Source organism: Streptococcus mitis (assembly GCF_001074635.1).
Lineage (GTDB): Bacteria > Bacillota > Bacilli > Lactobacillales > Streptococcaceae > Streptococcus > Streptococcus mitis_E.
Map to the genome: position 1 here is coordinate 1 of NZ_JUQO01000098.1, position 19,661 is coordinate 19,661.

General features: G+C 34.7%; 19 protein-coding genes and 1 tRNA gene. 5 read left to right on the forward strand and 15 right to left on the reverse strand.

Annotated features, from left to right (window positions below; all coding sequences use genetic code 11):
- Positions 1-50: 50 nt before the first annotated feature.
- From ftsH to htrA, 15 genes are all read right to left on the reverse strand, one after another.
- A complete protein-coding gene (gene ftsH / locus ADI58_RS04010; RefSeq protein ID WP_049521555.1) occupies positions 51-2,009 on the reverse strand; it encodes an ATP-dependent zinc metalloprotease FtsH in 1,959 nt (652 codons plus the stop codon).
- 15 nt (positions 2,010-2,024) lie between these two features.
- A complete protein-coding gene (hpt, locus tag ADI58_RS04015; protein WP_000892171.1) occupies positions 2,025-2,567 on the reverse strand; it encodes a hypoxanthine phosphoribosyltransferase in 543 nt (180 codons plus the stop codon).
- Positions 2,568-2,571: 4 nt separating this feature from the next.
- A complete protein-coding gene (gene tilS / locus ADI58_RS04020; RefSeq protein WP_049521556.1) occupies positions 2,572-3,849 on the reverse strand; it encodes a tRNA lysidine(34) synthetase TilS in 1,278 nt (425 codons plus the stop codon).
- Positions 3,846-5,114, reverse strand: a complete 1,269-nt coding sequence (locus ADI58_RS04025; protein WP_049521557.1) for a serine hydrolase — start codon at positions 5,112-5,114, stop codon at positions 3,846-3,848. The genes tilS and ADI58_RS04025 overlap by 4 nt, the downstream gene beginning before the upstream one ends.
- Complete coding sequence (locus tag ADI58_RS11630) at positions 5,107-5,229, reverse strand: SP_0009 family protein (RefSeq protein ID WP_049521558.1); 123 nt, start codon at positions 5,227-5,229, stop codon at positions 5,107-5,109. Before ADI58_RS11630 ends, ADI58_RS04025 begins: the two co-directional genes overlap by 8 nt.
- A 4-nt stretch (positions 5,230-5,233) precedes the next feature.
- Positions 5,234-5,602, reverse strand: coding sequence for a septum formation initiator family protein (locus ADI58_RS04035; RefSeq protein ID WP_000041912.1), 369 nt, complete (start codon positions 5,600-5,602; stop codon positions 5,234-5,236).
- On the reverse strand, positions 5,595-5,861 hold the full coding sequence (locus tag ADI58_RS04040) for an RNA-binding S4 domain-containing protein (protein ID WP_001234978.1): 267 nt from the start codon (positions 5,859-5,861) through the stop codon (positions 5,595-5,597). Before ADI58_RS04040 ends, ADI58_RS04035 begins: the two co-directional genes overlap by 8 nt.
- Before the next feature lie 57 nt (positions 5,862-5,918).
- Entirely contained in the window at positions 5,919-9,428 is a 3,510-nt protein-coding gene (gene mfd / locus ADI58_RS04045) for a transcription-repair coupling factor (RefSeq protein WP_049521559.1), read from the reverse strand.
- Positions 9,429-9,998 carry an aminoacyl-tRNA hydrolase gene (gene pth / locus ADI58_RS04050; protein ID WP_049521560.1) on the reverse strand — a complete coding sequence of 190 codons (570 nt, stop codon included), beginning with the start codon at positions 9,996-9,998 and terminating at the stop codon, positions 9,429-9,431.
- 72 nt (positions 9,999-10,070) lie between these two features.
- A complete protein-coding gene (ychF, locus tag ADI58_RS04055) occupies positions 10,071-11,186 on the reverse strand; it encodes a redox-regulated ATPase YchF (RefSeq protein ID WP_049521561.1) in 1,116 nt (371 codons plus the stop codon).
- A gap of 84 nt (positions 11,187-11,270) precedes the next feature.
- Positions 11,271-11,465: a DUF951 domain-containing protein gene (locus tag ADI58_RS04060; RefSeq protein WP_049521562.1), complete on the reverse strand. Its 195-nt coding sequence runs from the start codon at positions 11,463-11,465 to the stop codon at positions 11,271-11,273.
- A gap of 64 nt (positions 11,466-11,529) precedes the next feature.
- The gene (gene dnaN / locus ADI58_RS04065; RefSeq protein ID WP_049521563.1) at positions 11,530-12,666 is read right to left on the reverse strand and encodes a DNA polymerase III subunit beta; all 1,137 of its coding nucleotides are present in this window, start codon (positions 12,664-12,666) and stop codon (positions 11,530-11,532) included.
- 158 nt (positions 12,667-12,824) lie between these two features.
- Positions 12,825-14,186, reverse strand: a complete 1,362-nt coding sequence (dnaA, locus tag ADI58_RS04070) for a chromosomal replication initiator protein DnaA (RefSeq protein ID WP_033678806.1) — start codon at positions 14,184-14,186, stop codon at positions 12,825-12,827.
- A 212-nt stretch (positions 14,187-14,398) separates the two neighbouring features.
- Entirely contained in the window at positions 14,399-15,157 is a 759-nt protein-coding gene (locus tag ADI58_RS04075; protein ID WP_033678804.1) for a ParB/RepB/Spo0J family partition protein, read from the reverse strand.
- A 57-nt stretch (positions 15,158-15,214) separates the two neighbouring features.
- On the reverse strand, positions 15,215-16,396 hold the full coding sequence (gene htrA / locus ADI58_RS04080) for a serine protease HtrA (RefSeq protein ID WP_049521564.1): 1,182 nt from the start codon (positions 16,394-16,396) through the stop codon (positions 15,215-15,217).
- 190 nt (positions 16,397-16,586) lie between these two features.
- Between htrA and rlmH the strand changes: the two genes are divergently transcribed.
- The 5 genes from rlmH to comE all read left to right on the forward strand — a co-directional run bounded on the left by rlmH (position 16,587) and on the right by comE (position 19,556).
- A complete protein-coding gene (gene rlmH, locus ADI58_RS04085; RefSeq protein WP_033684574.1) occupies positions 16,587-17,066 on the forward strand; it encodes a 23S rRNA (pseudouridine(1915)-N(3))-methyltransferase RlmH in 480 nt (159 codons plus the stop codon).
- Between the two features lie 43 nt (positions 17,067-17,109).
- Positions 17,110-17,183, forward strand: a tRNA-Arg gene (locus ADI58_RS04090).
- 164 nt (positions 17,184-17,347) lie between these two features.
- Positions 17,348-17,470 carry a competence-stimulating peptide ComC gene (gene comC / locus ADI58_RS04095; protein WP_049521565.1) on the forward strand — a complete coding sequence of 41 codons (123 nt, stop codon included), beginning with the start codon at positions 17,348-17,350 and terminating at the stop codon, positions 17,468-17,470.
- Between the two features lie 11 nt (positions 17,471-17,481).
- A complete protein-coding gene (gene comD / locus ADI58_RS04100) occupies positions 17,482-18,807 on the forward strand; it encodes a competence system sensor histidine kinase ComD (RefSeq protein WP_049521566.1) in 1,326 nt (441 codons plus the stop codon).
- Positions 18,804-19,556, forward strand: a complete 753-nt coding sequence (comE, locus tag ADI58_RS04105) for a competence system response regulator transcription factor ComE (RefSeq protein ID WP_000866065.1) — start codon at positions 18,804-18,806, stop codon at positions 19,554-19,556. Before comD ends, comE begins: the two co-directional genes overlap by 4 nt.
- Positions 19,557-19,661 lie beyond the last annotated feature (105 nt).

Below are 19,661 nucleotides of genomic sequence, written 5' to 3' on the forward strand. Positions count from 1 at the left end.
CCTTTAGCTCCTCAACTGCATAAAAAAGAGAGGTCTTGCCTCTCTTTGGGTTATTTTTCATCATTCATTTTTGACTTTACTTCATCATAAGATAATGCATGAGATTCCTCTTCTACGGTTTCAGGCATCTTTCCTGTTTCATAAAGAGCTTTAATTTGTGTACTATCCAATGTTTCGTATTTCAATAATGCTTCTGCAATCAACTTGTGAGTTTCACGATTTGATTGGATGATTTCAGCAGCTTTATTTCGTGCTTCATTCAATAATGAACGAACCTCTTCGTCAATTTCATAAGCTGTTTGTTCTGAAATTGATTTTTGAGGGCTTTGTGCACCAAACATGGCATGATTTCCTTCATATTGTACTGGGCCAAGTTTTTCACTCATACCGTACTCTGTAACCATTGCACGCGCCATTTGTGTCGCCTGTTCAAAGTCGTTTGAAGCTCCTGTAGTTTGGACATTAAAGATAATTTCTTCAGCTACACGTCCACCCATTAAGCCAGCCAATTGCTCTTTCATATCTTCTTTAGATAGAAGCATTTGATCTTCCTTAGGAAGTGCAATCATGTAACCACCTGCACGGCCACGTGGTACAATTGTAACCTTATGGACAACGCGGGCATTCGATAAGACTAGACCAACAATGGTATGTCCAGCCTCATGGTAAGCAACCAATTCACGTTCTTTTTGTGAAACTGTCTTATCTTTCTTAGAAGGACCAGCAATAACTCTATCTTCTGCTTCATCAATATCTGAAGCATCAATTATCGATTTATTAAGACGAGCGGCAACCAAGGCTGCTTCATTCAATACATTCTCTAAATCAGCACCAACAAAACCTGGAGTTTGTTGAGCCACTAATTTCAAATCAACATTTTCTGATAAAGGCTTGTTCTTAGCATGAACTTTCAAGATTGCTTCACGACCTTTAACATCAGGACGGCCAACCAATACTTTTCTATCAAAACGTCCTGGACGCAAAAGGGCAGGGTCAAGTACATCTGAACGGTTTGTCGCAGCGATGACAATAATTCCTTCATTTCCCTCAAAACCATCCATCTCAATCAAGAGTTGGTTCAAGGTTTGTTCACGTTCGTCATTACCTCCGCCAAGACCAACTCCACGTTGACGTCCAACAGCATCAATTTCATCGATAAAGATAATAGCTGGTGCTGCTTTTTTGGCATCTTCAAAAAGAGAACGAACACGACTAGCTCCAACTCCGACAAACATTTCTACAAAGTCAGAACCTGAGATACTAAAGAATGGAACACCTGCTTCTCCGGCGACTGCTTTAGCAAGTAACGTCTTACCTGTTCCCGGAGGTCCCTCTAGAAGGACACCTGCTGGAATACGGGCTCCAAGTTTTGTAAATCGTTTTGGATCTTTTAAGAATTCAACAACTTCAACTAGTTCTTGTTTTTCTTCCTCAGCTCCAGCAACATCTGAAAATCTTACTTTAATATCTTCTTTATTTGCGGCTTTAGCCTTACTACGTCCAAAACTCATTGGGTTACGGCTATTATTTCCTCCCATATTTCCCATCATAGAGAATAGGAAGAAGAATAGAATACCGAATGGCACAATGGATACAAGAATATTAATCCACATACCACTTGAACTTTCATGCTTAACAGTTACTTCTGCCTTATGGTCAGAAGCAAGTTTTTGCAATTCTGATACTGTAGTATCTGAAGGAAGAATAATACTTGAAAATTTCTCTACTGTTGTAGCAGAAGGAGAAAAGAACTGGATACCTGTTTCTTCTTTACTTGTTTTAGGATTTTTATAAACACCTGAAACTTCGATAACACTGCCGTTTGGTTGGTAAGTCAATTCTTTTACATTGTCATCGGTAATTTCTTTTACCAATTCTGTATAATTAATTTGCTCACTTTTCCCTGCAACACTACCTGTACTAAAATACTGATAACCTGTAACTAGGAGAAAAATAAGTAATAACCATAGAAAAGGATTTTTAATTAAACCATTATTTTGTTTTTTCATTAAAAATTGTTCTTTCTAATTTGAATACACTTCTTCTTTCAATACTCCAACATAAGGAAGGTTACGATAATTTTCTTTGTAGTCTAACCCATAACCTACTACAAACTCATTTGGAATAGTAAAGCAAGTATAGTCTGCCTCAATTTCTACAACACGTCCTTCTGGTTTATCCAACAAGGTTGCAATCTTAACAGAAGCTGCATCTCTTGCAATAAACATATCTCGCAAATTCTTCAAAGTTTGACCTGTATCAATGATATCCTCTACAAATAGAACATGTCTTCCTTTGATATCTTGAGTCACATCTTGTTTAATATTGATCACACCGCTACTTGCTGTCCCACCATGGTAGCTAGAAACCATCATGAAGTCCATTTCAATATGTGTGTCGATATGTTTGACCAATTCAGCCATAAAAGGAATAGATCCTTTTAAAATCCCGACTAAAATTGGATTTTTTCCTGCATAGTCTTTAGTGAGTTGAGCACCTAATTTTTTAGCAGCTTCTGTAATTTCATCGTGTGAAACGAGGATTTTTTTAATATCGTTTTCTAACATTTTTTTACCTATCTATTTTTTCTATATAAAGTATAGTGTTCATTATATCATTTTTCGTGTTTTTACTCAAATTACTGGTCGCAATTCCCAAAATTGAGACAATTTCACCAAATTGCTCAATAATCAGAGCAGATTTTCGCTTTTCCATAGGGATTTTCAAATCAATAAATAGACGTCTGAGTTTTTTTCTATGCCCATTTTGAATCAAAAAATCTCCTCTTTTTCGATGACGAATGAGTATTGATGTTTCCCGTGAAACAGGTATTCGTTGAATTGATTCACCTTCTAATGGAAGTCCAAAGGAAAATAAATATCCTTGATAAGCTACCTGATTTTGATAGTGTAACACAAGTTCATCCTCCTTTTCATCAGCCTGCGGACTGATTTTACAAATCTGAAAATGTTGGTACTCTTTTATCAATTCATAGCTATTTTTTAGCGGATGACGATACTGGCTTTTAGATTTTAAAATCTGCCGAACTTCTTCAAACTGAGCTTTTGTGAGATTCAAATCTGGAAAACGATTCAGATAAGTTTGAAGTAAAACTCTTTGTGTAGACTCAGAGTAAGACAATAGCTGCTCTAAATTTTCTACATCAATATTCTTTGATAATTCAGCTATTGCCAAATCATAATCTAAAATTTCATTACCGATACCTAAGATTGCATCTCTAAATCGAGGATTTTCTTTTTCTAATTCTGGTAAGTAAGAGTTTCGAATACGATTTCGAAAATAATGATTTTCCTTATTTGATGTATCTTCAAAGTGAAAAATTGAAGGAAAGTCTTTTTTCTGAAAATGCAAGAAGGGACGAATGATTTCTATCTCTCCTACTACTTGCTTCTCCTTAATTCCTGATAGATAGCGCAAACGAGTCCCTCGAATCAAACGCATCAAAATCGTTTCCACCTGATCATCAGCATGGTGGGCAGTGACTAAAACTGTCGCACCTGTCTTTTTCATGATCTCTTGAAAAAAATCATAACGAAAATGTCGAGCACGCGCTTCTGAAAATTCTCCTGAAAAATTGCTGATATAAATAGGAAGCTCTGCTTCAGCAGCCAACTTCCTTAATTCCTTTTCTTCCCAATCTGATTCTACTCTCTGCTTATGATTCACATGAGCTAGAATCAATTCAATTTCTAACTCTTTTTGATAAGTAGATAATACCTTAAATAGAAACATAGAATCTAACCCACCAGAAAGAGCTAGCACCACCTTAGTATGCTTTTTGAAATATCCCTTCTTGAGAAAATGATTTAAAAAATCTTGTTCCCTCATTTTAGAACCTCATAAACATCCTTGGCTATCTGAGAAATTGTATCATAATCAGAATTCTTAGTGAAAATAGAAAGAATAAATGGAGAATCTGCGTAGACAACACCCGTATCATGCTTAAATTCGTCCGCATCCCCAATTTTATGAGATACCTTCACAGAAACACCTTTGGCAATTCGCTGATTATCAAAATCTGTTTTAGTCAAAGACTCTAGCACAAATCCATTTTGATTATAAATAGCTTCCATGACTTTCCCAGCCATTTTAGAAGAAATCAATTTTTCTTTTGGATCCCAATCATCTCCCATAATGGCAGACATCTTGGATTTGAATGTGGAATCAGATTGGTTTGAAATGTAATAACCCAATATATTATGAGCTACATTATCAGATTCTTTAGATACTTTTGTGATTAAGTCCTTGAGAGAATACTCTTTATTATCCTCTTTTTTAGGAAGACTACCACTTCCCTCTGGTTTATAAGAACCTGGAAAATCATTGACTGCAGATATGTATTTTACAGTCGTATCTAACTGATAAAGACTCTCATTTATTTTTTCTTGCGTATAATAGAGATAAGGGAGTTTCAAAACGCTGGCTGCATACATCTTTTCATCTTGATTGATACCAGCTTCTTTTCCAGTAGTCAGTTGCTTAACATAAATAGAGAAAGAATCTTTCTGATATTTTTCAGATAACATTTCTTGAACTTTACTCATCCGATTATCTTCTTCAGAAGTTGATTCCATAGCTACCCATCCAACCTGATCAATATGTAGAAATTCTCTTCCCTCTACAAACATTGTCTTGTCAATTGATACTTGCGAATAAGCTGATAAGGATGATTTCACTTCTTTTAAATCATAAGGGCTATTATACAGTTTAAAGTCAGATTCTAACCATACTTTTTTTATTGCTGGAGTTACCTCTGATTGATCATATAAAAATCGTTTATCCGCAGCTATAAATTGATGATTTGATAGCTTAAATACCGGAATTCCTTGTTTATTTAAGCGCCACTCAGTTATTTGAAAACTTGTTTGGGGAGTCAATTTTCCAGATTCCACTACTAAATCTTCATTCGCATAAACAGGAACTTCTCCATAAACCATAGGAGAACTTAGCTTTTCTCTAAAATAAATACCAAAGTCAGATTGTGAAAGGTAATAAATTTCTTTCGAAGTATAGACGACTTCTTTTTCTGTGCTAACGACTTTTGAAATAGTCAAAAAACTCGGTAGCAACAAAATAATTAAGAACTTACGCATTCTTCCTTTCCTTTTCTTCTTGTAAACGCAATAATTGATTTTTATCAGCCAACTCTTCCAGCTTTTCATCTGATCGACTCAAAAATTGCTCAATTACATCTAGTAAATTTTCCATTTTATCACCTTTGAAGCAAGTCAGGAATCGTATAAACTATTTCCCTCGACTTAGAATAATAGTACTTCGCTCGTGTATATTTGGCAGCATAATCCTCATCTTTCAACTTGGTAGCAAATGCTGTCTCCTTATCCTTTTCATCACTCAAAGTTTGATACTGAGTTTGCAAGTCTGCTAATTGCTGACGTCTTTGGAGTAATTGCTGATAACTCTGCGCTAAATTAAAAGTTGGCAAGATAAATAATAGCATAATCAAAATCAATACCCACCCCATAAAACGATTCCGTTTTTGTCGTTCTTTCATCAGGTAGCGACGACGTTGATATTCATTTTGGATAAAAGAATTATTCAATTGTACAATATTTTTAGACATTTTCTTCTACCCGTGTTTCACTGATAATTTCATACATGCCTGCTGCATCTTCTTTTTTTGTACTATCTTTCATCTCTAGTACTTTGACAAGTAGCAACTTATTTCCAAAACGAATTTCAACTTGGTCATTAACTTTCAAATCCGTTGAACTTTTGGCCAAGATTCCATTCACCTTGATTCTGCCTTTATCTGCTACTTCTTTTGCGACTGTACGACGCTTGATAATTCGCGATACTTTTAAATATTTGTCTAATCTCATCCTTATTACCTCAACTTATTATTGTACCATTTTTATCTATTTTATAGAAGAAAAATATCAAATGGAATTTTCTTTCTTAGACTCTTTTATCTCTAATAAACTTTCTCCAAAAATCAGCAGACCTTCTAAAATTTCATAATCTTTCTTATTTTGGACATCAAATACAAGCTCCATTAATCCCTTATTCTCAGCGATGCCTGCTTTTAAGTTCGTTGCGGATAAAGCTTTAAAATAATCTTGAGCCAAAAACAATCGCTGAGTAATTTTTTCAAATTGAACTGTAATTTTATTATCTTTTCTTTCCACACGTTGAACAAAGACCTTGTCCAAATATGACTTGACTAAACCAATCTCTAAAAGATAGGCTACTACATCTGGGTATTCTCCAAAACGGTCTATCAACTCCTCTTGTAACTCTTCATAATTGACACGGTTGTCAATTTGACGAATTTTCTTGTAAATTTCAATCTTATGTCGTTGGTCTGAAATATAAGTATCAGGAAGATAGGCATCAATTTGCAAAATCAACTCAGCATTCACTTTGGTTCTTGTGTTAGTGTTAGCATTACCGTTTCGTTTAGCAATAGCTTCCTCTAATAACTGCGAATACAATTCAAAACCAACAGAATCAATGAAACCAGACTGGGATTTTCCTAGGAGATTCCCTGCTCCACGAATCGAAAGATCTCGCATAGCAATCTTAAATCCGGATCCCAATTCTGTAAATCCTTTAATCGCTTCTAATCTCTTCTCAGATACTTCACTAATTGATTTTTCTGGACGATACATGAGATAGGCATAAGCAATACGATTACTACGACCGACTCTTCCTCTTAACTGATACAAGGTTGACAAGCCCATATGGTCCGCATTTTCAATAAATAAAGTATTAGCATTTGGAATGTCCACCCCTGTCTCAATAATGGTAGTCGTCACCAAAATATCGTATTGTCCCTCAATGAAGTCTAGTAGAGTATTTTCCAACTGGATTTCACTCATTTGCCCATGAACATAACCAATCGAAGCCTCTGGAATCAACTCCTGTAATTCAGAAACCTTCTGGTCAATCGTGTCAACTTTGTTGTAAAGGTAGTAAACTTGACCTCCACGCTCCATTTCACGCAAAACAGCATCACGAATGACACTTTCATTCTTTTCCAAAACATAGGTTTGCACTGGATAACGATTAGTCGGCGGAGTTTCAATAACAGACAAATCTCTGATTCCCAGCATAGACATATGGAGGGTACGAGGGATTGGAGTAGCGGTCAAAGTTAGGACATCCACTTGTTTCTTCAGTTCTTTCAAGGTTTCCTTATGCTTGACACCAAATCGCTGTTCCTCATCAATAATCATCAAGCCTAAATCAGCAAACACAACATCTTTTGACAAAACACGATGTGTTCCAATTAAAATATCAACTTGACCGTTTTTCAATTTTTCAAGTGTTTCAGTCTGCTCTTTTTTACTTCTAAAGCGACTCAACACATCAATATTAACTGCAAAATTTTGGAATCGTTCCTTAAAATTCGTATAGTGCTGTTGCGCTAAAACCGTCGTCGGAACTAGAACGACAACCTGTTTGTGATCATTGACTGCCTTAAAAGCTGCACGCATAGCAACTTCAGTCTTTCCAAAACCAACATCCCCAACTAAAAGTCGATCCATTGGCTGAGAATCTTGCATATCTCTCTTGATTTCCTCAATACTACGAAGTTGATCATCGGTTTCAACATAAGGGAAAGCATCATCAAAAGCAACTTGCTCTTCATCATCAACTGAGAAAGCAAAGCCCTTCAACTGACTACGCTCAGAGTAGAGTTTAATTAAATCGTCAGCTATATCCTCTACCTGGTTCTTTACTTTTTGCTTGGCTTTTTTAAAATGACCATCATTTAATTTATTGAGTTTAGGAGCTTTCCCATCACTTGAAATATATTTAGACAGTAGATGAATCTGTTCTACTGGGATAGAAATTTGATCACCATTTTGGTATTGGACGCTAACATAATCGCGGTGAATCCCTTTGATTTCAATGGTTTCAATTCCTAGGTATTGACCAATTCCATGAATGTGGTGAACAACGTAGTCTCCTTTTTCAAGTTCATTATAATCTTTTAAGCGCTCTGCATTTGAAACATGTTGTCTTCGAAAACGACGTTTTAATTTCTTTTGAAAAATCTCATGTTCAGTAATCACCAGAATCTTTTCATCTACAAAATGAAAACCATGTCTGAGATTGCCCTCGATTAAGTTTACAGATTCTTGACAGATTCTTGACTTATCTCTATAATCCAATTTAATCTGATATTCCTCTAACACATCCTCCAATGTTTTACTTCCCATTGAATTGCTAGACTGCAGAATAATGGTGTATTCCATTTTTTTATATCGTTCAATTTCTTCTTTTAGAAAAGAAAATTGATTGAAAAACTCCTGAATAGGATATTGATTAAATTGATAAATTTGATCAAACTTGAGATTTCCTAAACCCTTTTGCATATTAGAGAAAAAGGTAACCGGACTCCGTTTTTTATAGATCTGCTCTGTATCTGCAAAATACTGCATTTCAGAAAATGATTTACTGTTCTGTAATTCTTCTGTAAAGTATTGTGCTAACTCCATTTCAAAGACTTCATACTGATTCATTAATTTCTGATAATCATCAAAGAATATTGGTATATCTTTTTCAATATAATCAAAGACAGTCCATGTCTTTTCATAGCACAAAGATAAAAACTTCCGTGAATCTGAATGTATTTGTTTTTGGTGAAAACTTGAAAGAATTTCTTCTAGATAGGATTTCAAAATCGGTGATAAAGTTTTTGAAATTTGTTTTTCTAAAGCTGACTGTCCTCGTTGATAATCCTTTTCTCTCAAAAGCATATCACTAGCTGGAAAGATAGTGAGTTCTGTCTGATTTTCTTTCGATAATTGTGTTTCGACTTCAAAAGTACGAATTCCATCAATTTCATCACCAAAAAACTCAATTCGGCAAGGTTCTAACTGGGATATTTCAAAAATATCTAAAATATCTCCTCGCAAACTAAATTCGCCCTGAGTTTGTACTTGAGTGACTTTTCGATAGCCATTTTCCTTTAATTGATGGATAAACGCATGTTGGTCATATTCTTCACCAACTGAGATTTTTACAATACTATCTTTGAATACATTTGGAGACGGTAAAATCAATCGACTTGCTGCGATATTACAAACTAAAATCCCTTTCTTAGATGAATTAGTCAAAAAACGCAAGGCTTCAACTCGTGAAATGATTTTTTCTTGTGAAGACATCAAAAACTCGACCATAGGGGAGTCATCTACCAAAAATGGATAGACAAGTTCCTCACCCAAGACAGATATAAGATCACTAACAAGTCCTTCTGCTTCTCCATAAGTTGACGTCAGTAAAACAATCTTATCTTCTTTTTCTAAACTGCTTGCAATTGCAAGAGCCTTAGTAGACGTTGATAAACCAAGTATTAGTTGTCTTGTCTTATCTGTTAAACTTTGATGCCATTTTTTAATCTGATCATTTTCTGAGAATAAATCTAATAAGGTTACCATTTATCCGTTATACCTCTGCATCGTTTTCTCAAAGTTTTTCTCTTGTAAATAGTAGTTTACAGAATCGTCAACTTTGTCAATAGATTGTAAAATACCAATATAATCATCCTTGTCAAATGTACTCAAAACATGATGAACAACTGACATACCATTTTTAGGTCTTCCAATTCCAATCTTAACACGGTTAAAGACCTGAGTTCCAATATGTTGAATAATAGACTTGATACCATTATGACCACCTGCTGAACCCTTTGCTCTTAAGCGAATCTTTCCAACTTCCATGTCAAGATCATCGTAAATGATGAGTAAATCTTCAATATCCAAACCATAGTAAGTCAATAAAGCATGAACTGCTTTTCCACTTTCATTCATAAAGGTCGTTGGTTTGACAAGATAAATTTTTTCTCCATTGAAGAAAAAGGATGCTAGGTCTGCTTGAAATATCTTATCGTGTGTAAAAGTGACATTTTGTTTTTTCGCTAGTTGGTCAATCAACATAAAACCAACATTGTGTTTTGTTTCAAAATATTTATCCCCTGGATTTCCTAATCCTACAAGTAATTTGCTCATTTATTTTTCCTTTCAAAAGCCAAAAGGGTTGGAATTTTTTTCCAACCTAAGTGACACTATTCATTAAATTTTTTAGACATTAAAGCGGAATTCCATGATATCGCCATCTTGAACGATATATTCTTTTCCTTCTTCACGCAAGCGCCCAGCTTCTTTTACGGCTTTTTCAGATCCGTATTTCACTAGATCCTCATATGACATGGTTACTGCACGAATAAATCCTTTTTCAAAGTCTGAGTGAATAATCCCAGCTGCTTGAGGAGCCTTCATACCACGTTTGAAAGTCCAAGCACGAACTTCTTTTTCACCAGCTGTGAAGTAAGTTCCCAGTCCAAGTAAGTGGTAAGCTGCACGAGTCAACTTGTCAACGCCTGATTCTGTCAATCCAAGTGCTTCAAGAAACTCTTGCTTGTCTTCATCGTCTAACTCAGAAATTTCTTCCTCAGCACGCGCAGAAATAACTGCTACTTCAGCATTTTCTGTCGCTGCAAATTCACGAATTTGTTTGACATAGTCGATAGAATCTGGATCTGAAACCACATCCTCATCTACATTGGCAACATAAAGAACTGGTTTAGTTGTCAAAAGGAAGAGACCTTTGACAACTTTTTGTTCTTCATCTGTAAATTCGATGGTGCGAGCTGATTTTCCATCTTCAAGGACTGGTTTAATCTTTTGAAGAACATTGAATTCTGCTACAGATTCTTTATCTTTTTGCGTACGTGCCATCTTTTCTACACGCGCATAACGCTTATTGACCGATTCTAAGTCAGCAAGAATCAATTCCAGATTAATGGTGTCAATATCTGCAAGTGGATCCACAAAGGCGTCTTCACGTCCTTGCTCGCGCATAACATTTTCATCATCAAAAGCACGAACTACGTGAACAATCGCATCTACTTCACGGATATTGGCCAAGAATTTATTCCCCAACCCTTCTCCTTTTGAAGCTCCTTTTACAATTCCTGCGATATCTGTAAATTCAAATGTTGTTGGAACTGTCTTTTTAGGAGTAATCATTTCAGTTAGTTTTTGTAGGCGTTCATCTGGAACTTCTACCATTCCAACGTTTGGATCAATCGTCGCAAATGGGTAGTTTGCTGCCTCTGCTCCTGCTTTTGTAATTGCATTAAATAGTGTTGATTTACCAACGTTTGGCAAACCAACGATACCTGCTGTTAAAGCCATATTTTCTCATTCTCCGTTTTCATTTCAATCCCTAATATTATAACACAAAAAGGGAAAACTTGCTAACCCTCTAACTAAGGGTTCTCAGTCAATAATTTTATTCATTTTTCGATCAAAATCATAGCGCCCCATCATGACAACATGGTCACAATTACTGCACTTTATTTTGATATCTGCTCCTACACGTGTAATTTCCCAACGATTAGATTTTTTTCCTGTTGACTTGATGGTGCAAGCATGTGGTTTTTTCATTTCAACAAAATTTCCAACTTGATACATACTACTCTCCTTTTCTTTTTCGATTATATCATAAAAGAGGCGAGCTAAGCTCAACCTCTTTCACTTAATTTGTACGAACGGGGGTGATAAGTTGCATGAAGTCTTCGTCAGTATCTGCTGGCACAAGAGTAAATGGACGAACAGCTGAGATAAAGCTAATGGTCACCTTTTCGCTATTTAAAGCCTTGAGTGAATCAATCAAGTAAGTTGGGTTGAAACTAATAGTCAAATCTTCACCAGTCACCTGATCAGTATCGATTTCTTCGTTTACTTTACCAACTTCTGGAGAATGAACATGGGCGCTAACAATCCCATCTTTAATTTCAAGCTTCACAGTACCATTTTGAGTCGCACTTGATAAAAGGCGAGCACGCTCCATTGACTGACGTAAGTTTACCACATCAAAAGTAATTGTAGTGTTAAAGTCTGTTGGAATCAAACGATCTGTGTCAGGATAGTTTCCTTCTAACAAACGTGTGTAGAAACTAATATTTTCACTTCTAAAGAGGATTTGATTGTTAGCAAAGAAAATCTCTACAGTTTCAATATCATCTGTAAATACCGCTGAAAATTCGCGTAGAGAACGGCTAGGAATTACGACATCAAAATCATCACTATTTTTTTCAAGAGTCAATTTTTTCTGGCTTAGACGATGAGAGTCTGTTGCAACTGTTTTTAACTCTTTGTGTTGACTCAATACAAAATGAACACCTGTCAAAATTGGACGACTTTCTTGTGTACTTGCAGCAAAAGCTGTTTCATTGATAATTTTCTTAAGTAATTTTGTTTCAAGAACCAAAGGAGTGCTTGCTGAAATTTCTTGGATTCGTGGGTACTGTTCGCTATCTTTTCCTTTTAGGGTAATTTCTGATTTGCCACTCGTTAAAACAATTTGATTTTGTTCAATTTCTTTAAAATCAAGAGTTACATCAGGTAGACTAGATACTACATTGATAAAGAAAGAAGCTTCAAGAAGGATCGAACCTAAAGAAGTAATTAATAGACCAGCATCTTCATTTTTTTGAGAAATAAAATTTTCAATTGAAATTTGACCATTTGAACCAATTAAAGTAACACCTTCATTGGTCACATCAATTTTGACAGTTGATAAAATAGGAATGGCATTTTTAGAACTAATAGCTCTCTTAGTAATATTTAATGCTTGTAGAAATAAATTTTTATTAATTGAAAAATGAATCATGGATTCTCCTTTATTTATTTTTAGTATTAGAAGGATAATAGTAATAATAGAGTCTGTGAAATCTGTGGAAAACAGACTAAAAGTAAGTCATATCAAGTTTTTTAGCTTGTTTAAAAAATGTGGATAAAAAAGATAAAAAAGCGAAAGTTATCCACAATTTATTTGATTTTCTTTTTGATTGATTCAATTTCTAAACGTAAATTATCGTCTTCATCAATCAAAGATTTAATTTTTGCATGGGCATGAATGACTGTTGTATGATCTTTTCCTCCAAATTCCTTCCCAATTTTTGGAAGACTATTATCTGTTAGTTCTCTAGATAAATACATGGCTACTTGACGGGCCAAAACGATATTTTGAAGGCGTCTGCTTCCCTTCATTTCTTTGACGCTAACACCATAAAAGTTACCAACTTCATTTTGGATTTTGTCAATTGGGATGACGAGCATTTGGCTAACATCTTGTTTGCGAGCTCTAATAGCTTCTGCAGCAATATCAATAGTGATATCCTTGATTTTTTTTACTCTGGCAATTAAAGTGATGTCGTTGATAGCTCCCTCAAGATCTCGAACATTTGAATCAAATTGCCCAGCTAGGTATTCTAGAGTATCACTTTGGAAATTGTAGCCTAAATGTTCCGTTTTACTTTGTAAAATGGCAATACGTGTTTCAAAGTCAGGGGGTGTGATAGTTTGTGTCAATCCCCAACTAAAGCGCGTGACAAGCCTCTCCTCGAGACCTTCTAGATGTTTTGGACTACGATCACTGGTTAGGACAATCTGTTTTTGCTTGTCATGAAGGGCATTAAAAGTATTGAAAAATTCTTCTTGAGTTGCAACTTTTTTTCCGCTGAGTGACTGGATATCATCGATTAACAAAAGATCAAGACTACGATAGGTTTTTTTAAATTTTTCCATTTCCCCAAGCCTTAAGTGATCAAGAAAGTCATTAATAAAGCTTTCAGCAGGTATGTATTTGACACGCGCATTTGGAATATTTTTTAGAATTTCATTTCCAATAGCGTTTAACAGGTGAGTCTTACCAAGACCAGGTCCTCCATAGATAAAAAGAGGGTTATAGGTCAGAGCTAAATCTTCAGAGACAGCCAAAGCGGCTGATACTGCCCAAACATTTCCATCTCCTTGAATAAAATTATCAAAGGTATACTTTTCTTTTAACCCAGTATCCGAATAAGGAATAGATGCTAACTTTGGACTATAGTCATAAAGAGTTGAATTTGTAGCTTCTTCAACTTGTGAGATAGTCGTATCTTGAGGTTTAGTGAAAATATAGTGGGGAGTTATTTCAGCATCATAAATTTCAAATCCAGCAACTACAATAATATCTTTTAGTTGTTTTTCCCAGACCATTTCCATTTCAGATCGTGGTAAAAATATAGTGGCAACATTGTCCTCTACCTTGATGAGTTCAGCTTGAATAGCATAGAAATCATACATGGATCGAGTCAGTCTTTCTTGAGCAAATTCTAATATACGATTCCAAAATTGTTTTTCTTTCAATCCTTTCTCCTCCTTTACTATTTAAAAGTTTAATACTAGACCTATTTTACCATAGAGAAAAAGAATTTTCCACAAGCTGTGAAAAATAATCCACAATGTGGCCAAGTTTTATCCACAGGTTGGGGATAAAAACAGAAGCTATTGATTTATTAAGCTTTTTATTGAAAAAAATAGTGGATAACCTTGTGAGATAAAAAAATAAAAGAACAGCCTTATTTCAGGCTGTTGATAATTCTACTGTATTCTTCTTGATTTGAAAAAGAAATAATGATTTTTCCATTATCTTTTTTAGACATTTTGATTTCTACATCTAATCCGAGTAGTTTTTTTAACTGTTCTTCTTCATTTTGTATGAAATGATCATTTTTTTGCAGTTTCTTTTGTTTTTTCTCTGTAAGAAGAGCTTCTAACTTCCTTACAGAAATGTCTTCTTCTATAATTCGTTGAAAGAAATAGTCTTGTTGTTCCTTATTCAACCCAACTAGAGAACGCGCATGAGCTTGTGATAGTTTGCCATTTTCTACTTCTGAGAGGATAGCATCTGGCAAGGAAAGCAAACGAATGGAGTTGCTGATATATGGACGAGACTTGCCCATTTTATCTGCAATTTCAGCATGGGTAAATCCTTTCTCTACAAGAGATTCATAGGCGCGTGCTTCTTCTATTGGATTTAAATTTTCTCTTTGCAAATTTTCAATGATGGACTGGACCATCATCTCTTGATCTGAAAGCTGTTTAACAACAGCTGGGATAGACGTTAGACCAGCTAAAAGTGAAGCCCGATAGCGTCTCTCTCCTGCAAGGATTTCATAACCAATAACAGGAGATTGACGAACAATAATCGGTTGAATGACCCCATTTTCTTTGATAGACTGTGCTAGTTCATCTAGTTTTTCTCCATCAAATTCTTTTCGAGGTTGATAGGGATTTTTTTGTATATCTGTGATAGAAATCATTTCAAATTTTTCCATGATTCTACACTAACACATCTTTTCTCTTATGTAAAGCTTTCTTTACATAGATGTCAATTAAGATTCTAAATCACCTGAACTCTTGTCAAGTTTAATAGATGTAGTTTCTTCTTTACCGTTACGATAGTAAGTTATTTTAATGGTGTCTCCGATAGAATGATTGTAAAGAGCACTTTGTAAGTCTGTTGATGAAGCAATGTCTTTGTCATCTACTTTTGTAATAACATCGTATTTTTCAAGGTGACCATTTGCAGGCATATTGCTTTGTACAGAACGAACAACTACACCAGATGTTACACTGCTTGGAATATTCAGTCTTCTAATATCACTTGTATTAATATTTGAGAGATTGACCATTTGAATTCCCAAAGCTGGACGAGTCACTTTTCCGTTCTTTTCCAACTGTTCAATAATATTGATAGCATCATTTGCAGGGATTGCAAAACCAAGACCTTCTACAGATGTTCCTCCATTTGTGGCAATTTTACTTGAGGTAATTCCGATAACCTGCCCTTGAATATTGATCAGTGGGCCACCAGAGTTACCTGGGTTAATAGCAGTATCAGTTTGGATGGCTTTTGTAGAAATGGCTTGTCCATCTTCAGATTTTAAAGATACATTTCGATTGAGACTAGATACAATACCCTGAGTGACAGTATTTGCATATTCAGAACCCAATGGGCTACCGATGGCAATAGCAGTTTCTCCTACGGTTAACTTGCTAGAATCACCAAACTCAGCTACTGTTGTCACTTTTTCTGAAGAGATTTTGACGACAGCAATATCAGAGAAAGTATCAGCTCCGACAATTTCTCCGGGTACTTTAGTTCCATCTGACAAACGAATATCTACTTTGCTGGCGCCATTTATAACGTGATTATTGGTGACAATATAAGCTTCTTTATCATTCTTTTTATAAATAACCCCAGATCCTTCACTAGAGATTTGCTGAGAATCTGTGTCAGTATCATCATTACCAAATACGCTATTTTGTCTGTTTGCTGAATAAGTAATAACAGAAACAACAGCATCTTTTACTTTGTTAACAGCCTGTGTTGTTGAATTTTCGTTCTTATAAGCAGTCTGTGTAATAGTACTATTGTTGTTAGAGGTACTTACACCACTTTTTTGAGTTAGTTGGTTTATTGAAAAACTACCCAAGGCTCCACTAATAAAGCTAATGACGATAACGACTAATAATTGAAACCCTTTTTTGTAAAATGTTTTTAGATGTTTCATATTTGCCTCCATATATTTGAAATTACTGAAAGTATAAACTGACTAGCTTAATTATAACTTAAACATAAAAGTTTTTCACAGATTACAGATTGTGGATAACTTTCAAAAATCTGTGGTTTTCTCGGCTAAAATTAACCTTTTATTTTGTGAATAAGGTGTGAAAAAATAGAGAATATGTTAGAATAGAGTCATGAAAATTAAAGTTGTAACAGTTGGGAAACTGAAAGAAAAGTATTTAAAAGATGGTATTGCAGAGTATTCAAAACGAATTTCTCGATTTGCTAAGCTTGAAATGATTGAGTTGGCAGATGAAAAAACACCAGATAGGGCCAGTGAATCAGAAAATCAAAAGATTTTAGAAATAGAAGGTCAGAGAATTTTATCAAAAGTTGGTGATCGTGATTTTGTTATTGTGTTAGCGATTGAAGGGAAAACTTTCTCCTCGGAAGAATTTAGTAAGCAGTTAGAAGAAGCTTCTATAAAAGGATTTTCTACTCTTACCTTTATTATTGGAGGGAGTCTGGGATTAGCACAGGATGTAAAAAAGAGAGCCAATCTTTCTGTTAGTTTTGGCCGCTTAACCTTGCCCCATCAGTTAATGAGACTAGTTCTTGTTGAACAAATCTATCGCGCTTTTACGATTCAGCAGGGATCCCCCTATCATAAATAGAAAATTGACTTTTAATTGAATTTTTGGTAGAATAATTGTGTTAGGTCTCATAGCTCAGCTGGATAGAGCATTCGCCTTCTAAGCGAACGGTCGCAGGTTCGAATCCTGCTGGGATCAATATAGTAGCAAAGCTGGGAATTTTCCCGGCTTTTTTCTTAAAAAAGTACACTTGGGGAGAAAAAAATGACAGTTGAGAGAATTTTATCTAAAATGAAATTCCATTTTGTATAATGGTTTTTGTAAGTTAGCTTACAAGAAAAAAACATTGAGGAGATTTTATTATGAAAAACACAGTTAAATTGGAACAGTTTGTAGCCTTGAAGGAAAAAGACTTGCAAAAGATTCAAGGTGGGGAGATAAGAAAAACAAGTTATAGTTTACTTAATTTCTTTAAAAGAAGATAAAGGGGTAGAGAATGGATTTTTTCTTAGTAGTAGATTTTATATTATATTTTTTTATTATTAGTCACAGTTACCATTTAATTTGTAAAGGTCAAATAAATAGAAAAGAATTATTCGTTTTTGGTGCTTATACATTACTAGTAGAAGCAGTACTTGAACTTCCCTTTTATCTTCTAAATTTAGATGGGTTAGGGATTGCAAGATTTTTATTTCCTTTGGGCTTATATTCCTATTTTCGATGGATGAAACAGTATGAGAGGGATAGAGGACTATTCCTAAGTTTACTACTATCTCTTTTATATGAGAGTACTCATAACTTTCTGTCCGTAACTTTCTCCTCTATAACAGGAGACAATTTTGTTTTACAATATTATGGCCTATTCTTTTTCGTTGTAACGGTGTTGACTTATGTCGTTATCGTAACAATCATTCATTATTTCCATTTGGAACTAGCCTATTTTGACAAGGACTACCTTTATCCTTTCTTGAAAAAAGTATTTTTTGCTTTACTACTGCTCCATATTGTATCCTTCGTTTCAAATATGGTAAGTACGATTAAACATTTGAATAGCTTTGGAAGTATTTTATCATCTATTGTCTTTATCTCTTTACTTTTGACCTTCTTTGCAATGAATTCTCATAAAGTTCAAATGGAGAAAGAGATTGCTTTGAAACAGAAGAAATTTGAACAGAAACATTTACAGAATTATACAGACGAAATTGTTGGCTTGTATAATGAAATCCGTGGTTTTCGACATGACTATGCTGGAATGCTTGTCAGTATGCAGATGGCAATTGACAGTGGTGATTTACAGGAAATTGACAGAGTTTACAATGAAGTTTTGGTTAAAGCTAATCACAAACTGCGTTCAGATAAGTATACTTACTTTGATTTGAACAACATAGAAGATTCAGCTTTACGAAGTTTGGTTGCTCAGTCAATTATCTATGCTAGAAATAATGGTGTAGAGTTTACACTGGAAGTAAAAGATACGATTACCAAGCTCCCAATCGAACTATTGGATTTAGTGCGTATCATGAGCATTTTATTGAACAATGCTGTCGAAGGATCGGCTGATAGTTATAAAAAGCAGATGGAAGTAGCAGTTATTAAGATGGAAACTGAAACAGTTATTGTGATTCAGAATTCATGTAAAATGACGATGACTCCTTCAGGAGATCTATTTGCTTTAGGATTCTCCACTAAGGGAAGGAATCGCGGAGTTGGATTAAATAATGTGAAAGAACTACTGGATAAGTACAACAACATTATTTTAGAAACAGAGATGGAAGGCAGTACATTTAGACAAATCATTAGATTTAAGAGGGAATTTGAATGAAAGTTTTAATTTTAGAAGATGTTATTGAACATCAAGTGAGACTAGAGAGAATATTGGATGAAATTTCGAAAGAATCGAATATTCCAATATCATACAAGACAACAGGAAAAGTCCGTGAATTTGAAGAATACATTGAAAATGATGAAGTAAATCAGCTTTATTTCCTAGATATCGATATTCATGGAATTGAGAAAAAAGGATTTGAGGTTGCTCAGCTCATTCGTCATTACAATCCCTACGCTATTATCGTCTTTATCACCAGTCGATCAGAGTTTGCGACTCTAACCTATAAATACCAGGTATCAGCCCTAGATTTTGTTGATAAGGATATCAATGATGAGATGTTTAAGAAGAGAATTGAGCAAAATATTTTCTACACGAAGAGTATGTTACTTGAAAATGAAGATGTTGTAGATTATTTTGATTACAATTACAAGGGAAATGATTTAAAAATTCCTTACCATGATATTTTGTATATTGAAACGACAGGTGTCTCTCATAAATTACGCATTATTGGTAAGAATTTTGCAAAAGAGTTCTATGGAACAATGACAGATATTCAGGAAAAGGACAAACATACTCAGCGATTTTATTCTCCTCATAAGTCATTTTTGGTAAATATAGGCAATATCAGAGAAATTGATCGAAAAAATCTAGAAATTGTTTTCTATGAAGACCATCGTTGTCCTATTTCAAGATTAAAAATTAGAAAATTAAAAGATATTCTAGAGAAAAAATCTCAAAAGTGATTGACAATTAGTAAGAAATTGATATAATGGTTATATCTGCTACAGATAGAAGGTCCGTTGGTCAAGGGGTTAAGACACCGCCTTTTCACGGCGGTAACACGGGTT